The sequence below is a fragment of the Klebsiella sp. RCJ4 genome (genome assembly GCF_009025755.1).
GTDB lineage: Bacteria > Pseudomonadota > Gammaproteobacteria > Enterobacterales > Enterobacteriaceae > Klebsiella > Klebsiella michiganensis.
The window spans coordinates 75,827-89,502 of sequence record NZ_WCIN01000046.1 but is presented as its reverse complement, the minus strand read 5'-3'; the positions used below and the strand labels follow the sequence as shown (position 1 = coordinate 89,502).

At 50.9% G+C, this 13,676-nt stretch carries 10 protein-coding genes; 4 read left to right on the top strand and 6 right to left on the bottom strand.

From position 1 onward, the window contains the following. Positions 1-117: 117 nt before the first annotated feature. The gene (locus tag F8562_RS26255; protein ID WP_014228741.1) at positions 118-495 is read right to left on the bottom strand and encodes a RidA family protein; all 378 of its coding nucleotides are present in this window, start codon (positions 493-495) and stop codon (positions 118-120) included. A 238-nt stretch (positions 496-733) separates the two neighbouring features. On the opposite strand from F8562_RS26255, the gene F8562_RS26250 reads away from it, so the two are divergent. Beyond that, complete coding sequence (locus F8562_RS26250; protein ID WP_014228740.1) at positions 734-1,621, top strand: ATP-grasp fold amidoligase family protein; 888 nt, start codon at positions 734-736, stop codon at positions 1,619-1,621. A 35-nt stretch (positions 1,622-1,656) separates the two neighbouring features. On the opposite strand, the gene F8562_RS26245 is transcribed toward F8562_RS26250, so the two are convergent. Together F8562_RS26245 and F8562_RS26240 are read right to left on the bottom strand one after the other, a co-directional pair. Next, positions 1,657-2,727, bottom strand: a complete 1,071-nt coding sequence (locus tag F8562_RS26245; protein WP_014228739.1) for an ATP-binding protein — start codon at positions 2,725-2,727, stop codon at positions 1,657-1,659. Then, the gene (locus tag F8562_RS26240) at positions 2,724-3,428 is read right to left on the bottom strand and encodes a response regulator (RefSeq protein ID WP_004131145.1); all 705 of its coding nucleotides are present in this window, start codon (positions 3,426-3,428) and stop codon (positions 2,724-2,726) included. Before F8562_RS26240 ends, F8562_RS26245 begins: the two co-directional genes overlap by 4 nt. A gap of 357 nt (positions 3,429-3,785) precedes the next feature. Between F8562_RS26240 and F8562_RS26235 the strand changes: the two genes are divergently transcribed. Further along, a complete protein-coding gene (locus F8562_RS26235) occupies positions 3,786-4,172 on the top strand; it encodes a hypothetical protein (protein WP_014838032.1) in 387 nt (128 codons plus the stop codon). Positions 4,173-4,490: 318 nt separating this feature from the next. Then, positions 4,491-7,610: a multidrug efflux RND transporter permease subunit gene (locus F8562_RS26230; protein ID WP_014228737.1), complete on the top strand. Its 3,120-nt coding sequence runs from the start codon at positions 4,491-4,493 to the stop codon at positions 7,608-7,610. Between the two features lie 636 nt (positions 7,611-8,246). Here F8562_RS26230 and F8562_RS26220 read toward each other — a convergent pair. Then, entirely contained in the window at positions 8,247-8,468 is a 222-nt protein-coding gene (locus F8562_RS26220; protein WP_004849645.1) for a cold shock domain-containing protein, read from the bottom strand. A gap of 661 nt (positions 8,469-9,129) precedes the next feature. Between F8562_RS26220 and cspA the strand changes: the two genes are divergently transcribed. Next, positions 9,130-9,342: an RNA chaperone/antiterminator CspA gene (gene cspA, locus F8562_RS26215; RefSeq protein ID WP_004849644.1), complete on the top strand. Its 213-nt coding sequence runs from the start codon at positions 9,130-9,132 to the stop codon at positions 9,340-9,342. A gap of 137 nt (positions 9,343-9,479) precedes the next feature. Here the strand turns inward: cspA and F8562_RS26210 are convergent, their stop codons facing one another. After that, positions 9,480-10,913 (bottom strand): anion permease, encoded by a 1,434-nt coding sequence (locus tag F8562_RS26210; protein WP_014838029.1) that lies wholly within the window; start codon positions 10,911-10,913, stop codon positions 9,480-9,482. A gap of 108 nt (positions 10,914-11,021) precedes the next feature. After that, positions 11,022-13,622: a bifunctional aconitate hydratase 2/2-methylisocitrate dehydratase gene (gene acnB, locus F8562_RS26205; protein ID WP_094909509.1), complete on the bottom strand. Its 2,601-nt coding sequence runs from the start codon at positions 13,620-13,622 to the stop codon at positions 11,022-11,024. Positions 13,623-13,676: the final 54 nt, after the last annotated feature.

Genomic DNA, 13,676 nt, shown 5'->3' with positions numbered 1-13,676 from the left:
CTCTACTCTACGCATAACCCGGTGAGAATAAATATCGTTTGTTTAACCGAATGCTTCAAATAAATTGATTGAGTCTGCCCGGCGGCGCAGACCGCGGCCCGGGCAATAAACACTGGCTCACAGGCCGAATATTGCCTCAATTTCAATTTTGAGATCCGCAGAAAACAGGCGGCTGACTTCTACGAGCGAGCTGGCGGGTAGATGATCGCCGTAGTTCCGGTAAAGCACTTTGCGCAACTCGTCGATCTCATCAAAAGAAGTGATAAAGATCGTGACTTTGATAAGAGAGGAAAAATCGATGCCTTCGGCGCGGGCAACGGTTCGTATCTGCGTAAAAACCTCCTCCGCCTGTGCGCCAATACCGGCCTGCTGCGCACGGGTGCCAAACGCGGTGAGCCCTGAAATATAGAGCGTGTTCCCGTGCTTAACCGAATGAACGTAGGGTGCCTTGACCTCGCCCAGTTCAGGGTAATTTTTCCGTACCATCTGACTCATACCGATATCCTTATTAAAGTTAAAACTGACAACCCTTCTGACATGCTGTTGTTACCGCCCAGCGTAGCCGTATCAAAGGTATTTTTACCGATTCGCTAAAAGCCCGTTCTTACTGGCGCCAGCCGCGGACGCGTTGTTATTTCACGCCACAGCCAGTCTGCTCCATCTCCACTCCATAATCTGAACAATATCACTCAATCCTCCTTCGTCAGAATATTCATTACGCTCAGGAGGAACCATGAACAAGCTGAACTACTCTCTTAAATACGTCGAATACTTATTCAGAAAATGCCGGGGAATGATGACTTCGGATCTTTACTTTCATACTGCCAAACTCAACAAAGCGTCGCAAACCTTTGCCAATCTCAAAAAACCTATCACGCTGAGTGAGAAGATATGCCACCGCCTCGTCTTCGATCATAACGCCCTTTATACTCTGCTGGCCGACAAACTGGCGGTCAGAGAATATGTCCGTACACGAACGCAGCTTGTGCAGGTGATACCGTTAATTGGCGTTTACCACCGCGCAGAGGATATTGATTTTAGCAGACTCCCGGCAAAATTCGTGTTGAAGTGCAATCATGACTGCGGCAGCACCGTTATATGCACCGACAGAGACAATTTTAATCCGGCCAATACCTTAAACCGACTCAAGCTGGCGCTCAAAAAGAATATGTATTACACAACCCGAGAGTGGCAATATAAGCATATTGCCCCGGTTATTCTCTGTGAGATGTTTATCGACTTATTTTCTGACCGAGATAAGAACGTTACGCCTGAAATGTTAAGAATACACTGTTTTCATGGGGTAGCCTGCTTTGTGGAGGCTGATTTCACCGATAAACAGGGGCGCGAATATATTAATGTCTATGACAGATCGTGGCGGCTGCAGCCTTTTCAGATGGAATATCCAAACACGCCGGGGCCGGTACCTGAACCCGAATCCTTTCATCGCGCCGTCACTGCCGCGCAGGAATTGGCAAAAGAGATTGACTACTGCCGTGTCGATCTGATGCTAAAAGAAAATGAAATCTATTTCAGTGAAATAACATTAAGTCCGAAGCGAGGTAAACTTAATATCACACCGGCGATATGGGATGCTAAGCTCGGGGACATGTGGCACTGATGTCTCCAGAAACAGGCTCAATTGAGCCTGTTTTGTCAGGGCAGGTTGACGGGCCATGATAATTTAAAAATCGAGTGATTTTCTCGTGACAACCGATAGCTCACGCTGCCGCCGTGAGCGAGCATAATCGCTTTGACGACCGATAATCCCAATCCGCAGCCTTGAGGATTAATATGTCTGGCATATTCTCCGCGCTGAAAAGGTTCAAATAACAGCCGCTGGAGTTCTTCAGGAATTCCGGGACCGCGATCCTGAACCAGAATATAATTTTCTTTGCCAGAGGTTCCATTCTTTACCAGCAAAGTTCGGGAGGTGGAATATTTTAACGCATTATCGAACAGTACCGTCAGGCACTGCGTCATACGCAAAGGATCGCAAACGCACAACTGCTGCTTGAGTTCAGTGATAAGGGTGAACCGCTTGCTGCGAAACTCCGGTAAAAAAGTGTCAAGCGCGCTGGTAATCGTCGCTTCGAGATCGACCTCGCTGAGCGTCAGCGTATAGCCGGCGCCGCCGGAGGAACTTACGACCCGCAGATCCTCGATTAAATTAGTCAGGCCTTCCGTTTGTCTCAGCAGGTTTCTGAATAGCGCGGGCTCTGGCTCAAACACCCCTTCGACCAGCCCCTGAAGCCTTCCGCGCAGAATAGTGACGGGAGTTCTGAGTTCGTGAGCGATGGCCGCGTTCCACAGATTTCGCTGAACGTCGAGGGTCTGCAGCTTTTCCGCCATTTCATTGAAATCATTAACAAGATTATTAATCTCGCCCAGCTGAGAGCTGGTTCCGGACGCTCTTGCGCCAAGATTGCCCTGCGAAATTTGTTTCAGGCTCTGGGCAACGGCATTTAGCGGCGTCAATATTCTGGCAGAGAGTTTCACGGTAAAAAACAGCGATACCACCAGACTGGTGACTGAAGCTATCATGATCCACAGCCAGTCCAGCAAGGTCATATCATCTTCGCTCCCGGAGACGGCGCCTCCCGGCAGGTAGTCAATCAAGAAGCTATAAAATAGATAAGAGCCCACCACGGCGATAGCGATAATAATGAAGGTTAACGACAGCATATAGGTCAATATCTGACGGCTCAGAATCGTTTCTTTGTTCATTTTTTCTCACCTAACCGATAGCCCACTCCTCTGATGCTCTCCGGGATGCCTTTGAGCCCCGCGTGTTCAAGCTTTTTCCGCAGTTTACTCATATGGCTATCAACAGTTCGATCAAGTGAATCCCCCTCGGGCAGGCAGGCATCGAGTAACTCTTCGCGTGAGCACACCTTTCGCGGACTGCGCGCCAGGTAGGTCAAAAGCTTAAATTCGGTGGTGGTCAACACCGGGGTGACAATCTTATTCTCGACGGTAATTTCCACATAAAATTCATCGGGATAAATGGTCAGAAACGGCAATCTTAATGGCCTTGAATTGGCGACTTCGGCATTCGGCCGGGTTCTGCGGAGTACCGCTTCCACTCTGGCGATCACCTCGGAGGGATTAAACGGTTTTATCACGTAGTCATCTGCGCCGAGCCTCAGTCCCATCAGTTTATCGACGTCCTGATCAAGCGCGGTCACCATGATAACCGGCACGTTAGTCTCTTTGCGTAAGGTCGTCAGCACGTTCCAGCCATCATAAACGGGTAGATGGATATCCAGTAACACGAGGTCCGGTTTATGCAGACGGGTAAGATTTATCGCCTGCTCGCCGTCCTCCGCCCGACAGGTTTTCATTCCCGCCCGATGTAAATAGCCTGTCAGAATAGCGGCAATTTCATCGTCATCCTCGGCGATAATTATCAGATTGCTTTTGTTCATTTTAGTTTCCACATTACCGATAATAGATTTTATTTTATCTTAAAAAGATTTTATGCCGTACTTGTTTAAACATTCTACAACCTAATCTCAGGCACCAGCCGCGAGTGGATATTTTCCCTGTTAAAAGCAATGTGACAAGCCAGGAGTTAAAAAGTGCACACGCCGCATTTTTTCCTGCCGATATAAAGCACGCGGAACGCGTCTCCATACTGGCTACACAATCACGAAATAAACAATCAACATACCGCTGCGACAATCCTTCATCGAGGAAGAAAAGTGAAAGCGTGAGTGTGACACGCACGCCTGAGAATTCAGCTCGCCAGGCAACTGATGTGGGCCCCTGTCAGAGAAAACATTATGGAAAGCTTAAGTAATATTCGTCGTGAAAAAGTTCTCGCTGCCTTTATATTTTCCCTGACAGCATGGGCGTTACTTTATTTATGGTTATACCTGGTACATGCCATTGATGAAAAGGTAGCTTCCACGACGCTGTCATCGCCATTGGTCCATGCCAGCATCACCTTCTCAGTCCTGGCGTTTATATTCCAAAAGAAACCTGGCGCGTTAAGAGAATTAGCGATTATCGTCTTCTGGCTGGTATTAATATTTATTTATAGCATTGTTGTATTTAATATACTTTTGAATATCATACCCGACATATATGATATTATCTTTTATTATGAGTGCTTTTTGCTGATCGTTTTCTGCGGTTCTCCGGCGTATTTATTGATGCGGATAATTTGATTTTAGGCCATGAGAAAGATAGCCCTCTTTAGCCGAGTGCGGCAGCCGCGTTCATAAGATTAACCGGGAATATGCATACACACTCCCTCCATAAATCGGCCATTGGCGGTCAACATCGCGCATTTAGACTTAGCCTCTTCCTCCTCGGCCTCGTTCTGGCCGGATGGCGATATATGCCATTCGCGCAGGAGACAATTGCTCGAACGTTGCCGCCTGGATGACGCTATCGCACGAGTTTACCGGAGGATAGGCCCCGGGAAACCGAGCGGTCATCCTGAATTTACTGACCTTTTTGTTTGTTGACTGGATGTCTATCTGATGCCGCACTTTTTTATTGAACGTCCTATTTTCGCCTGGGTGGTCGCGCTGTTTATCGTGCTGACGGGAATATTGTCCATTCCGCGCCTGCCGGTTGCGCAATATCCTGCCGTCGCACCGCCGGGCATTATTATTTCGCTCAGCTATCCGGGGGCCAGCCCGGATGTGATGAATACGTCTGTTGTTTCACTTATCGAGCGCGAGATTTCTGGCGTGGATAATTTGCTTTATTTTGAATCCACCAGCGATACCACCGGCATGGCTTCCATTACGGTAACCTTCAGACCGGGAACGGACGTTAAGCTCGCGCAGATGGATCTGCAAAACCAGATTAAAATCGTCGAGCCGCGTTTACCACAGGCGGTAAGGCAAAATGGCATAACGGTTGAGGCGGCCAATTCCGGCTTTCTGATGATGGTGGGGTTAAAATCCCCGACGGGAGAGTATCAGGAGGCTGATTTAAGCGACTATTTTGCTCGCAATGTGATCGATGAGCTGCGCCGCGTCCCTGGCGTTGGCAAAGTCCAGCTCTTCGGCGGGGAAAAAGCGCTGCGTATCTGGCTGGATCCTATAAAGCTCCACGGTTACGGGCTTTCCGTCACGGACGTGGTGAGCGCTGTCGGCCAACAAAACGTGATTGTTTCTCCCGGCAGAACGGGAGATGAACCAACGACGCCGCAGCAGGCCGTTACTTATCCGATAACCGTTAAAGGTCAGCTCTCATCGGTTGAGGCGTTTCGCAACATTACCTTAAAATCTGAGGTGACTGGCGCACGGCTAAAGTTGGCTGATATTGCGCGCGTGGAGTCCGGGTTACAAAGCTATGCTTTTGGCATACGAGAAAACGGCGTTCCCGCCACGGCTGCCGCTATTCAGCTCTCTCCCGGCGCAAATGCGATCGGCACGGCATCGGGGGTCCGCGCGCGGCTGGCGGAGCTTTCAGGCGTGCTTCCTGAAGCAATGGCGTTCACGGTTCCGTTTGATACCGCCCCCTTTGTGAAGCTTTCTATTTTGAAGGTGGTGGAAACCTTTGCCGAAGCAATGGTGCTGGTGTTTCTCGTTATGCTGCTGTTTCTGCACAAAATCCGCTGCACGTTTATCCCCGCAATCGTAGCCCCGGTGGCGCTGCTGGGCACCTTAACGGTGATGCTGTTTAGCGGCTATTCCATCAATATCCTGACCATGTTCGGCATGGTGCTGGCAATCGGCATCATTGTTGATGACGCTATTGTTGTTGTGGAGAACGTTGAGCGCCTCATGGAAGAAAAGGGGCTCTCCCCGAAGCAGGCCACGCGGGAAGCGATGAGTGAAATCACCCCGGCCATTATGGGTATTACGCTGGTGCTGACCGCGGTATTTATTCCCATGGGTTTTGCCGACGGGTCGGTAGGGATTATTTACCGGCAATTCTGCATTTCTATGGCAGTATCCATTTTATTATCGGCATTCCTGGCGCTGACGCTCACCCCTGCCCTTTGCGCTACGTTACTTCGGCCGCATCAGCCTGACCGGAGCAAAGGCGGCTGTTTTTCCGCGTGGTTTAACGCCCGTTTTCACCGCCTCGCCTCATTTTACGCCTCCGGGCTCGGGTTTGTTCTGAAACGGACCGGACGCATGATGCTGCTGTATACCGCGCTCTGTCTCGCGCTGTATGCCGGTCTATCCTCATTACCTTCGTCATTTTTACCGGATGAAGATCAGGGTTACTTTATGTCGTCGATCCAGCTCCCTTCCGACGCCACGATGCAGCGTACGCTTAAGGTGGTACAACGATTTGAAGATGAAATTGCCGCGCGGCAGGCCGTTGAAAGCAACATCATGATCCTGGGATTTGGGTTTTCAGGCTCAGGGCAAAACTCTGCCATGGCTTTCACCACCTTGAAGGACTGGAAAAATCGCGAGGGCGCGACCGCCCAGGGTGAAGCAGAGTATATTCAAAGCAGTATGGAAAGCGTTCCCGATGCCGTCACGATGAGCCTGCTCCCTCCGGCTATCTCCGACATGGGGACCTCATCCGGGTTTACCTGGTATTTGCAGGACCGTGGCGGCAAGGGCTATCCGGCCCTGAAAAAGGCAGCGGATGAGCTGGTAAAGCGTGCGAACCAGAGTCACCTGTTGAACGATGTCTATATCGATGGGCTCCCTGAAGGGAGTAGCCTGATGCTTAACGTCGACAGGGAAAAAGCGGAAGCGATGGGCGTATCGTTTGATGAGATTAACCAAACGATTACCGTCGCAACGGGCTCCAGTTACGTCAATGACTATACCAATAATGGCCGGGTTCAACAGGTGATCGTTCAGGCGGATGCGCCCTACCGTATGCAACCGGAGCAGTTATTGACCCTGTCGGTGAAGAACCGCTCGGGGCGGATGCTTCCTTTGGCGGCGTTTGTGACGCTCTCCTGGAACGTTGCCCCGCAGCAGCTCAATCGCTATCAGGGATATCCGGCCATCCGCATTAGCGGAAGCGCCGCCGCGGGCGAGTCCACGGGTAGCGCAATAATGGCGATGGAGAAGCTGGCGGACCAGTTGCCGGCGGGTTTCGCCGGAGAATGGGCGGGGAGTTCGTTACAGGAAAAGCAGTCCGCGTCACAGCTGCCGGGGCTGATAATACTCTCGGTGCTGGTCGTATTCATGGTGCTGGCCGCACTCTATGAAAGCTGGTCGATTCCCTTCGCGGTAATGCTTGTGGTTCCTCTCGGCCTGCTCGGCGCGGTTGTGGCCGTGACGGTGGCGAATATGACCAACGATGTCTTTTTTAAAGTGGGCCTGATAACCCTGATTGGCCTTTCCGCTAAAAATGCGATTCTGATTGTGGAATTTGCCAGACAACTGATGAGCCAGGGAATGAACGTGGTGGATGCAACATTACTCGCCTCAACGCAGCGCTTACGCCCAATACTCATGACCTCGCTGGCATTTACATTAGGCGTCGTACCGCTGATGCTGGCCAGCGGGGCGAGCGACACGACCCAGCATGCCCTGGGAACGGGCGTCTTCGGGGGTATGATAAGCGCAACGGTGCTGGCTATCTTCTTTGTCCCCGTCTTTTTCGTCATGATTACGCGGTGCATTAAACAACGTCGGAAAGGGGAAAACACCCCGCGCCATATTAAATAGCACGAGGTTGGTACGAGCGCAGCTGGAACGACAAGACGAGTTTTACGCTGCGTTAAGGGAAAGGATGTCGCCGCGCTTTAGACTCGCTTGCCTCACTCGTTCGGCGGTCTTGTCGTCAGCCGCTAAACAGCGGCTGTTAAGGCTAATGGCGCGCGCTTTTCATGGTATCCTGCCAGCCCGGATTGCACGGCTCTTTTGTGCCTGGAAGATAAAATTTTCCGGACGAGTCAGGCTGCGTGCCGCCGGGGCAACCATCGCGTCCAGACGCGGTCGCGCTGCCATCAGAGCCATTGCCCCCATCCGAGTTATTCCCATTCCCGCCGTCGCCGCCATTCCCGCCGTTAGCGGCATAGGCTGAGCATGCGCACAGCATGAAGAAACACACCAAAAAGCGTCTGACCATCACTATCCCCTGTCATCGGATTTAAATACTGACTGAAAGCCGATGAATTGTACGCGCTTCCAGAATCCGTTGAACGCATTTCTGCCGCATCGCCGGATAAGAAAAACCGTACGCAACGCGGCTGTCGTTGCGCTCAGGGACAGGACATGGAATAAGGGAGGAAAATCCTGGGACAGGTCGTCGTGATATCGCCAGCACGGCTTTCGCTATCGCGGGCGTAACGCTATAAATCGTTATTTATCGCACAGTATGACATGGGTGGCGGCAGGGCCTTTGTCATCTCTATGGAGTATGGCATATTCAACTTTCTGGCCTTCAAACAGGGTATTAAAATTATCACCACGCAGCGCCGAGCAATGGACCGAGATATCTTTACCGCCATCGAGAGGTGAAATGAAACCAAAGCCCTTCGACTCATTATACCACTTGACCAGACCTTTAATTCTTGAGGACATACTGACTCCTTGCGCATCAGGTAATTGACAGAAAACGTGTCGGATTAAACGTATGGACTCAAAAGAAAGGGGGTATCAGCGATAGCGCCTGGTAATGAGAACGGGCCGGTAAAATTTTTAAGTGCATGCGTTTTTTCGGATTAATAATTTCATTAAGGCATGAATACCATTAATAAGCAAATGAAATTTTAGCCGTCCAGATACCCCGATGGGGATTAATAATGAGAAACGGCCTAAATTAATCGCGCTGCGACCGGTGATATGGCTTCACCGCCGGGTGAGCCTGTTCGGAAAAATAAAAAAACATTCTCTGCAGATTCATCCACGTTACCGTAACCAAAAATCGAGTTAACCCAATGAAATACTGAAAGTTATTATCATTACGTCATCAACAAGGCGCTGGTGAATCACTCCCTCTCTTCCCGTATCACTCTCCGCCCCGGCAATATCAATTGAAATAAGTCTTGCTATCCGCGGTGAAGTATGTGACTAATGATTGGTCGGTTAAGTACACAGACATAATAAAGCGGTTCAGTAAAGCAGTCCTCATCTTAAGTGTTATCCATTGATAATTCTTCCTTTTGAGTCTCCTTATCGTTATTAATTAGATTCTGTGCGAAACCTTTTCGCCGTAAGGCTCAGATATGTTGAGGTATTATCAATGTCTAATAAAATGACTGGTTTAGTAAAATGGTTTAATGAGTCGAAAGGCTTTGGTTTCATCACCCCGGACAACGGTAGCAAAGATGTGTTTGTACATTTTTCCGCTATCCAGGGCGGCGGTTTTAAAACCCTGAACGAAGGCCAGAAAGTCGAATTCACCATTGAAGATGGCCAGAAAGGCCCTTCTGCCGGTAACGTCTTCGCCATCTAAGCTGCGCTTTATTTGCTGGCGGTAGATTTCAGCTTCGCTGCCGATGATGGACTCACGCCAGTTAAAAAACCCTGACATCATGTCGGGGTTTTTTCGTTATATCGCGAGCCGTCAGGTAATAAAAAACAAGGCTGGCCTCAGAGTATTCCGTGCTGAATCAAAAAGCCCCACCACGGAATGCCGACAACCATATGCAGCAGAAACGTTAATAAAGCGATTATGGTCCCGGTTAACCACCAGGATTTAATATCGTTATAACCGGCGGCAAAGATAATCGGCCCGGCGGCACCGCCATAGTGCGTGATACAGCCCCCGTAAGAGTTAGAAAACAGGATGGCGAGCGCCAGCAGCGCAGGCGCCGTTCCGGTAACCAGTCCGACGGTGGCGAAGACGGGAACCATAGCCGCGACGTATGCACCGCCGGAGGCGAATAAATAGCGCACGACGATGCTTAAAAAAACAATAATCACAATGGTCGTGTTACCGGCGCCGAGGAAATCCAGATGCTCGGACATAAAGGCGGCAAGCCATTTAAAAAATCCCTCTTTGCTTAAGGTCGCACTCAGTCCAATAATGCCGCCGTACCAGATTAACGTATTCCAGCCGCCCTTATTTTGCAGCACATCATTCCAGCAAATGACATTCGTGAGCAAAGCGCCAGCCATGGCAATCACCGCAACGGAGGATTCATTCAGCCCCAGATAATGAGAAAATATCCAGCCAGAGAGTGCGGAGATAAAGACCACGATCAGCCCTTTCTCTTTCGAACTGATGGGCCCCAGGTCATTCAGGCCCGCAGTGGCTATTTTTACATTGTCTATTTCTTTTAATTGCGGGCGCACTATTTTGTAGGTGATATAAGGAATGACGGCTAACATCAATAGCCCAAGCGGTACCCCCGCCAGAGCCCACCCTACCCAGCTTATGCGGATATGAAAAATATCGGAAATTAACTGTAACGCTAAGGCATTTCCGGCAAACGCGGTCAAAAACATATAGCTGGTGGTTTTAGTCACCATATAGATATTCACCATCAGATAACGTCCGGCCTGACGCGGACTCTCTTTTGGCGTTGAACCTAACACCAGGGCAATGCTATTGATAATCGGGAATACGACGCCGCCGGCGCGTGCGGTGTTAGAGGGCGTCGCCGGTGACAGCATTAAATCCAACAGCGCCGTGACATACCCCAGCCGCAGGGTTGTCCCACCGAACTTTAAAATAAACCAGTACGCCAGACGTTTCCCTAATCCGGTGGTGACAAAAGCGGCGCTCAAAGTAAACGCGCTAAATACCAGCCATGTCGTTCCCGAGGAAAAACCGCTCAGTACATCCATTGACCTGACGGGGGAGTCATCAAATCGTGCCACCGTTAAGCACGACAAGCCTACCGCCGACAGCATGATAACCGGCTCAGGATAAGGCTTACTCACCAGACCTATAATGGATGCCAGGTAGATACCGGCCAGTATCCAGGCTTCTTTCGTTAATCCCTCGGGGGGTGGAATGATGATTGCTAATATAATAATAAAAATAAGCACCGCTATTTTTATTAGCTTTGACTTCAACATGCTTCACCTCGGCTACAATCCGTGTCATTAAAAGCAGAAGCCTCTTTCTTCTGAAGCTTCCGCTGAACAAGTGAGCTATTCACCGTTATTGCTTAATGCAGTAAAGAATTAGCCAGCGAATGTTTTAATAATATTTTTTCCATCATTCGTTGACTGATACTCTGGCAGCCGATCGAAGTTCAGGTAACGATAAATATCGTCCCTTGATGCTTTGATTTTATCCATGTGCCAGAAATATTGTTCAACGGTCGGCATTTTCCCTATCATCGCCGCCACGGCGCTCAGCTCCGCCGATGCTAAAAAAACGTTCGCATCGGTGCCCAGACGATTCGGGAAGTTACGAGTCGATGTTGAAACAACGGAACTGCCCTGACGTACCCGCGCCTGGTTCCCCATACACAGCGAACAGCCGGCGGGTTCGATTCTGGCGCCCGTTTTTATAAACTGATTAAAGTAGCCTTCACTGGCAAGCTGACGCGCATCCATTTTCGTCGGCGGAGCCAGCCACAGCCGTACGGGTATCTCGCGGGCGTCGGCAATAATTTTACCGGCGGCGCGGAAATGGCCAATATTCGTCATGCAGGAGCCAATAAAGACCTCATCTATCGGCGTACGCGCGACTTCCGACAGCAGCCGGGCGTCATCCGGATCGTTCGGCGCACAGACGATGGGTTCGGTAATTTCCGTGAGATCGATCTCAATCACCGCGGCATATTCGGCGTTCTCATCGGCCACCAGCAGCGACGGATTCGCCAGCCACGCCTCAATTTCCGCAATTCGCCGCGCCAGCGTGTCGGCATTTTCATAACCCTGATTAATCATCCAGCGTAGCAATGTGGCATTGGAGCGCAGGTATTCCGCCACGTTCTCCTCTTCCAGACGCAGCACGCACGCCGCTGCGGAGCGTTCGGCCGAGGCGTCGGCCAGTTCAAAGGCCTGCTCCGCTTTCAGCATCCCGAGCCCTTCGATTTCCAGGATACGGCCGGAGAAAATATTGATCTTATTTTTTTTCTCCACCGTCAGTAATCCCTGCTTGCGGGCATAGAGCGGAATAGCGTGAACCAGATCGCGCAGGGTTATCCCCGGCTGCATCTCTCCCGTAAAACGGACCAGTACGGACTCCGGCATATCCAGCGGCATAATGCCCGTTGCCGCAGCAAAGGCCACCAGCCCGGAGCCCCCGGGAAAAGAGATGCCAAGCGGGAAACGGGTGTGCGAATCCGCCCCGGTCCCCACGGTATCAGGAATCAGCATACGGTTAAGCCAGGAGTGGATAATGCCATCACCCGGCTTCAGCGCCACGCCGTTTCGGTGGCTGATAAACTCGGGCAGCGTTTCATGCAGCTTCACATCAACCGGCTTGGGATAGGCCGAGGTATGGCAGAAAGACTGCATAACCAAATCAGCGGAAAAATTCAGGCAGGCCAGATCGGTAAGCTCATCGCGCGTCATTCCTCCGGTGGTATCCTGCGAACCGACGGTGGTGACTCGCGGCTCGCAGTACTGTCCTGGTCGGATCCCGGCAACGCCGCAGGCTCTCCCCACTATTTTCTGCGCCAGCGTAAAGCCAGCGGCGGAGGGTGCCGGCGCTTTCGGCCGGCGGAAAACGTCGGAGGGCGCAAGGTTCAGTGATTGCCGCGCTCTGGCCGTCAGGCTGCGGCCAATAATCAGCGGAATGCGCCCTCCGGCGCGCACTTCATCCAGCAGAACGTCCGTTTTCAGGGAAAATGAGGTGACAGGACGCTGGCTGTGGGCTTCGCAAATTTCCCCGCGATACGGATAGAGATCAATCAGCATTCCCGTGGATAGCGCGGAAACATCCATTTCAAGGGGCAGCGCGCCGGAATCTTCCAGGGTATTAAAAAAGATGGGCGCAATATTGCCGCCAAAAACAAAGCCGCCGCTTCGTTTATTCGGCACCCATGGCATATCGTTGCCAAGGTGCCATAAAATAGAGTTAGTGGCCGATTTTCGCGAAGAGCCGGTGCCGACGACATCGCCGACGTAGACCAGCGGATAGCCCTCTTTCTTTAACTGCTCTAGCTGTCGTATCGGCCCGCGGCTTCCCGGTTCATCCGGGCTGACGCCGTCGCGCGGATGACACAACATGGACAAGGCATGCAGAGGAATATCCGGACGTGACCATGCCTCGGGCGCAGGGGACAAATCATCAGTATTGGTTTCCCCCGTCACTTTGAATACTTTCAGCGTGATCTTCTCCGGCAGCGCCGGACGACGTAAAAACCATTCGGCGTCGGCCCATGACTGAATCACTTTTTGCGCCCAGGCATTTCCTTGTTTCGCCTTTTCTTCCACATCCTTAAATTTTTCAAAAATAAGCAGCGTGGCGCTTAATTGTTCCGCTGCGCTGCTGGCCCAGCGGGGATCGTCCAGTAAGTGAATGAGCGGTTGAACATTATAACCACCCTGCATGGTACCCAGCAGTTCAATAGCCTGCTGAGGCGCAATAATACTCGCCGGGTTTTCTTCTTTGATCTGCTGATAAAGAAAATCGGCTTTAATCTTCGCCGCCGGATCGACGCCCGGCGGCACGCGATGCGCTAACAGCTGTACAAGGGCATTTTTATCATCGCAGATCTTGCTGGTCAGTAATGTAATTAATTCTTGCGTTTGCTCAGCGGTTAACGGCTTCGGTGGAATATTTTTTTCAGCACGTTCGTCCACATGCTTATTATAAGCTTCTAACATATGCTCTCCGTTTCAGATGTTATTTATCTGAAGGTTGTTTATGTAATAGCGATA

Coding starts and splice junctions, on each gene's coding strand:
- F8562_RS26245 (WP_014228739.1), bottom strand. CDS start 2,727: ATGAACAAAGAAACGATTCTGAGCCGTCAGATATTGACCTATATGCTG.
- F8562_RS26255 (WP_014228741.1), bottom strand. CDS start 495: ATGAGTCAGATGGTACGGAAAAATTACCCTGAACTGGGCGAGGTCAAG.
- F8562_RS26235 (WP_014838032.1), top strand. CDS start 3,786: ATGGAAAGCTTAAGTAATATTCGTCGTGAAAAAGTTCTCGCTGCCTTT.
- F8562_RS26220 (WP_004849645.1), bottom strand. CDS start 8,468: ATGTCCTCAAGAATTAAAGGTCTGGTCAAGTGGTATAATGAGTCGAAG.
- F8562_RS26240 (WP_004131145.1), bottom strand. CDS start 3,428: ATGAACAAAAGCAATCTGATAATTATCGCCGAGGATGACGATGAAATT.
- cspA (WP_004849644.1), top strand. CDS start 9,130: ATGTCTAATAAAATGACTGGTTTAGTAAAATGGTTTAATGAGTCGAAA.
- acnB (WP_094909509.1), bottom strand. CDS start 13,622: ATGTTAGAAGCTTATAATAAGCATGTGGACGAACGTGCTGAAAAAAAT.
- F8562_RS26250 (WP_014228740.1), top strand. CDS start 734: ATGAACAAGCTGAACTACTCTCTTAAATACGTCGAATACTTATTCAGA.
- F8562_RS26230 (WP_014228737.1), top strand. CDS start 4,491: ATGCCGCACTTTTTTATTGAACGTCCTATTTTCGCCTGGGTGGTCGCG.
- F8562_RS26210 (WP_014838029.1), bottom strand. CDS start 10,913: ATGTTGAAGTCAAAGCTAATAAAAATAGCGGTGCTTATTTTTATTATT.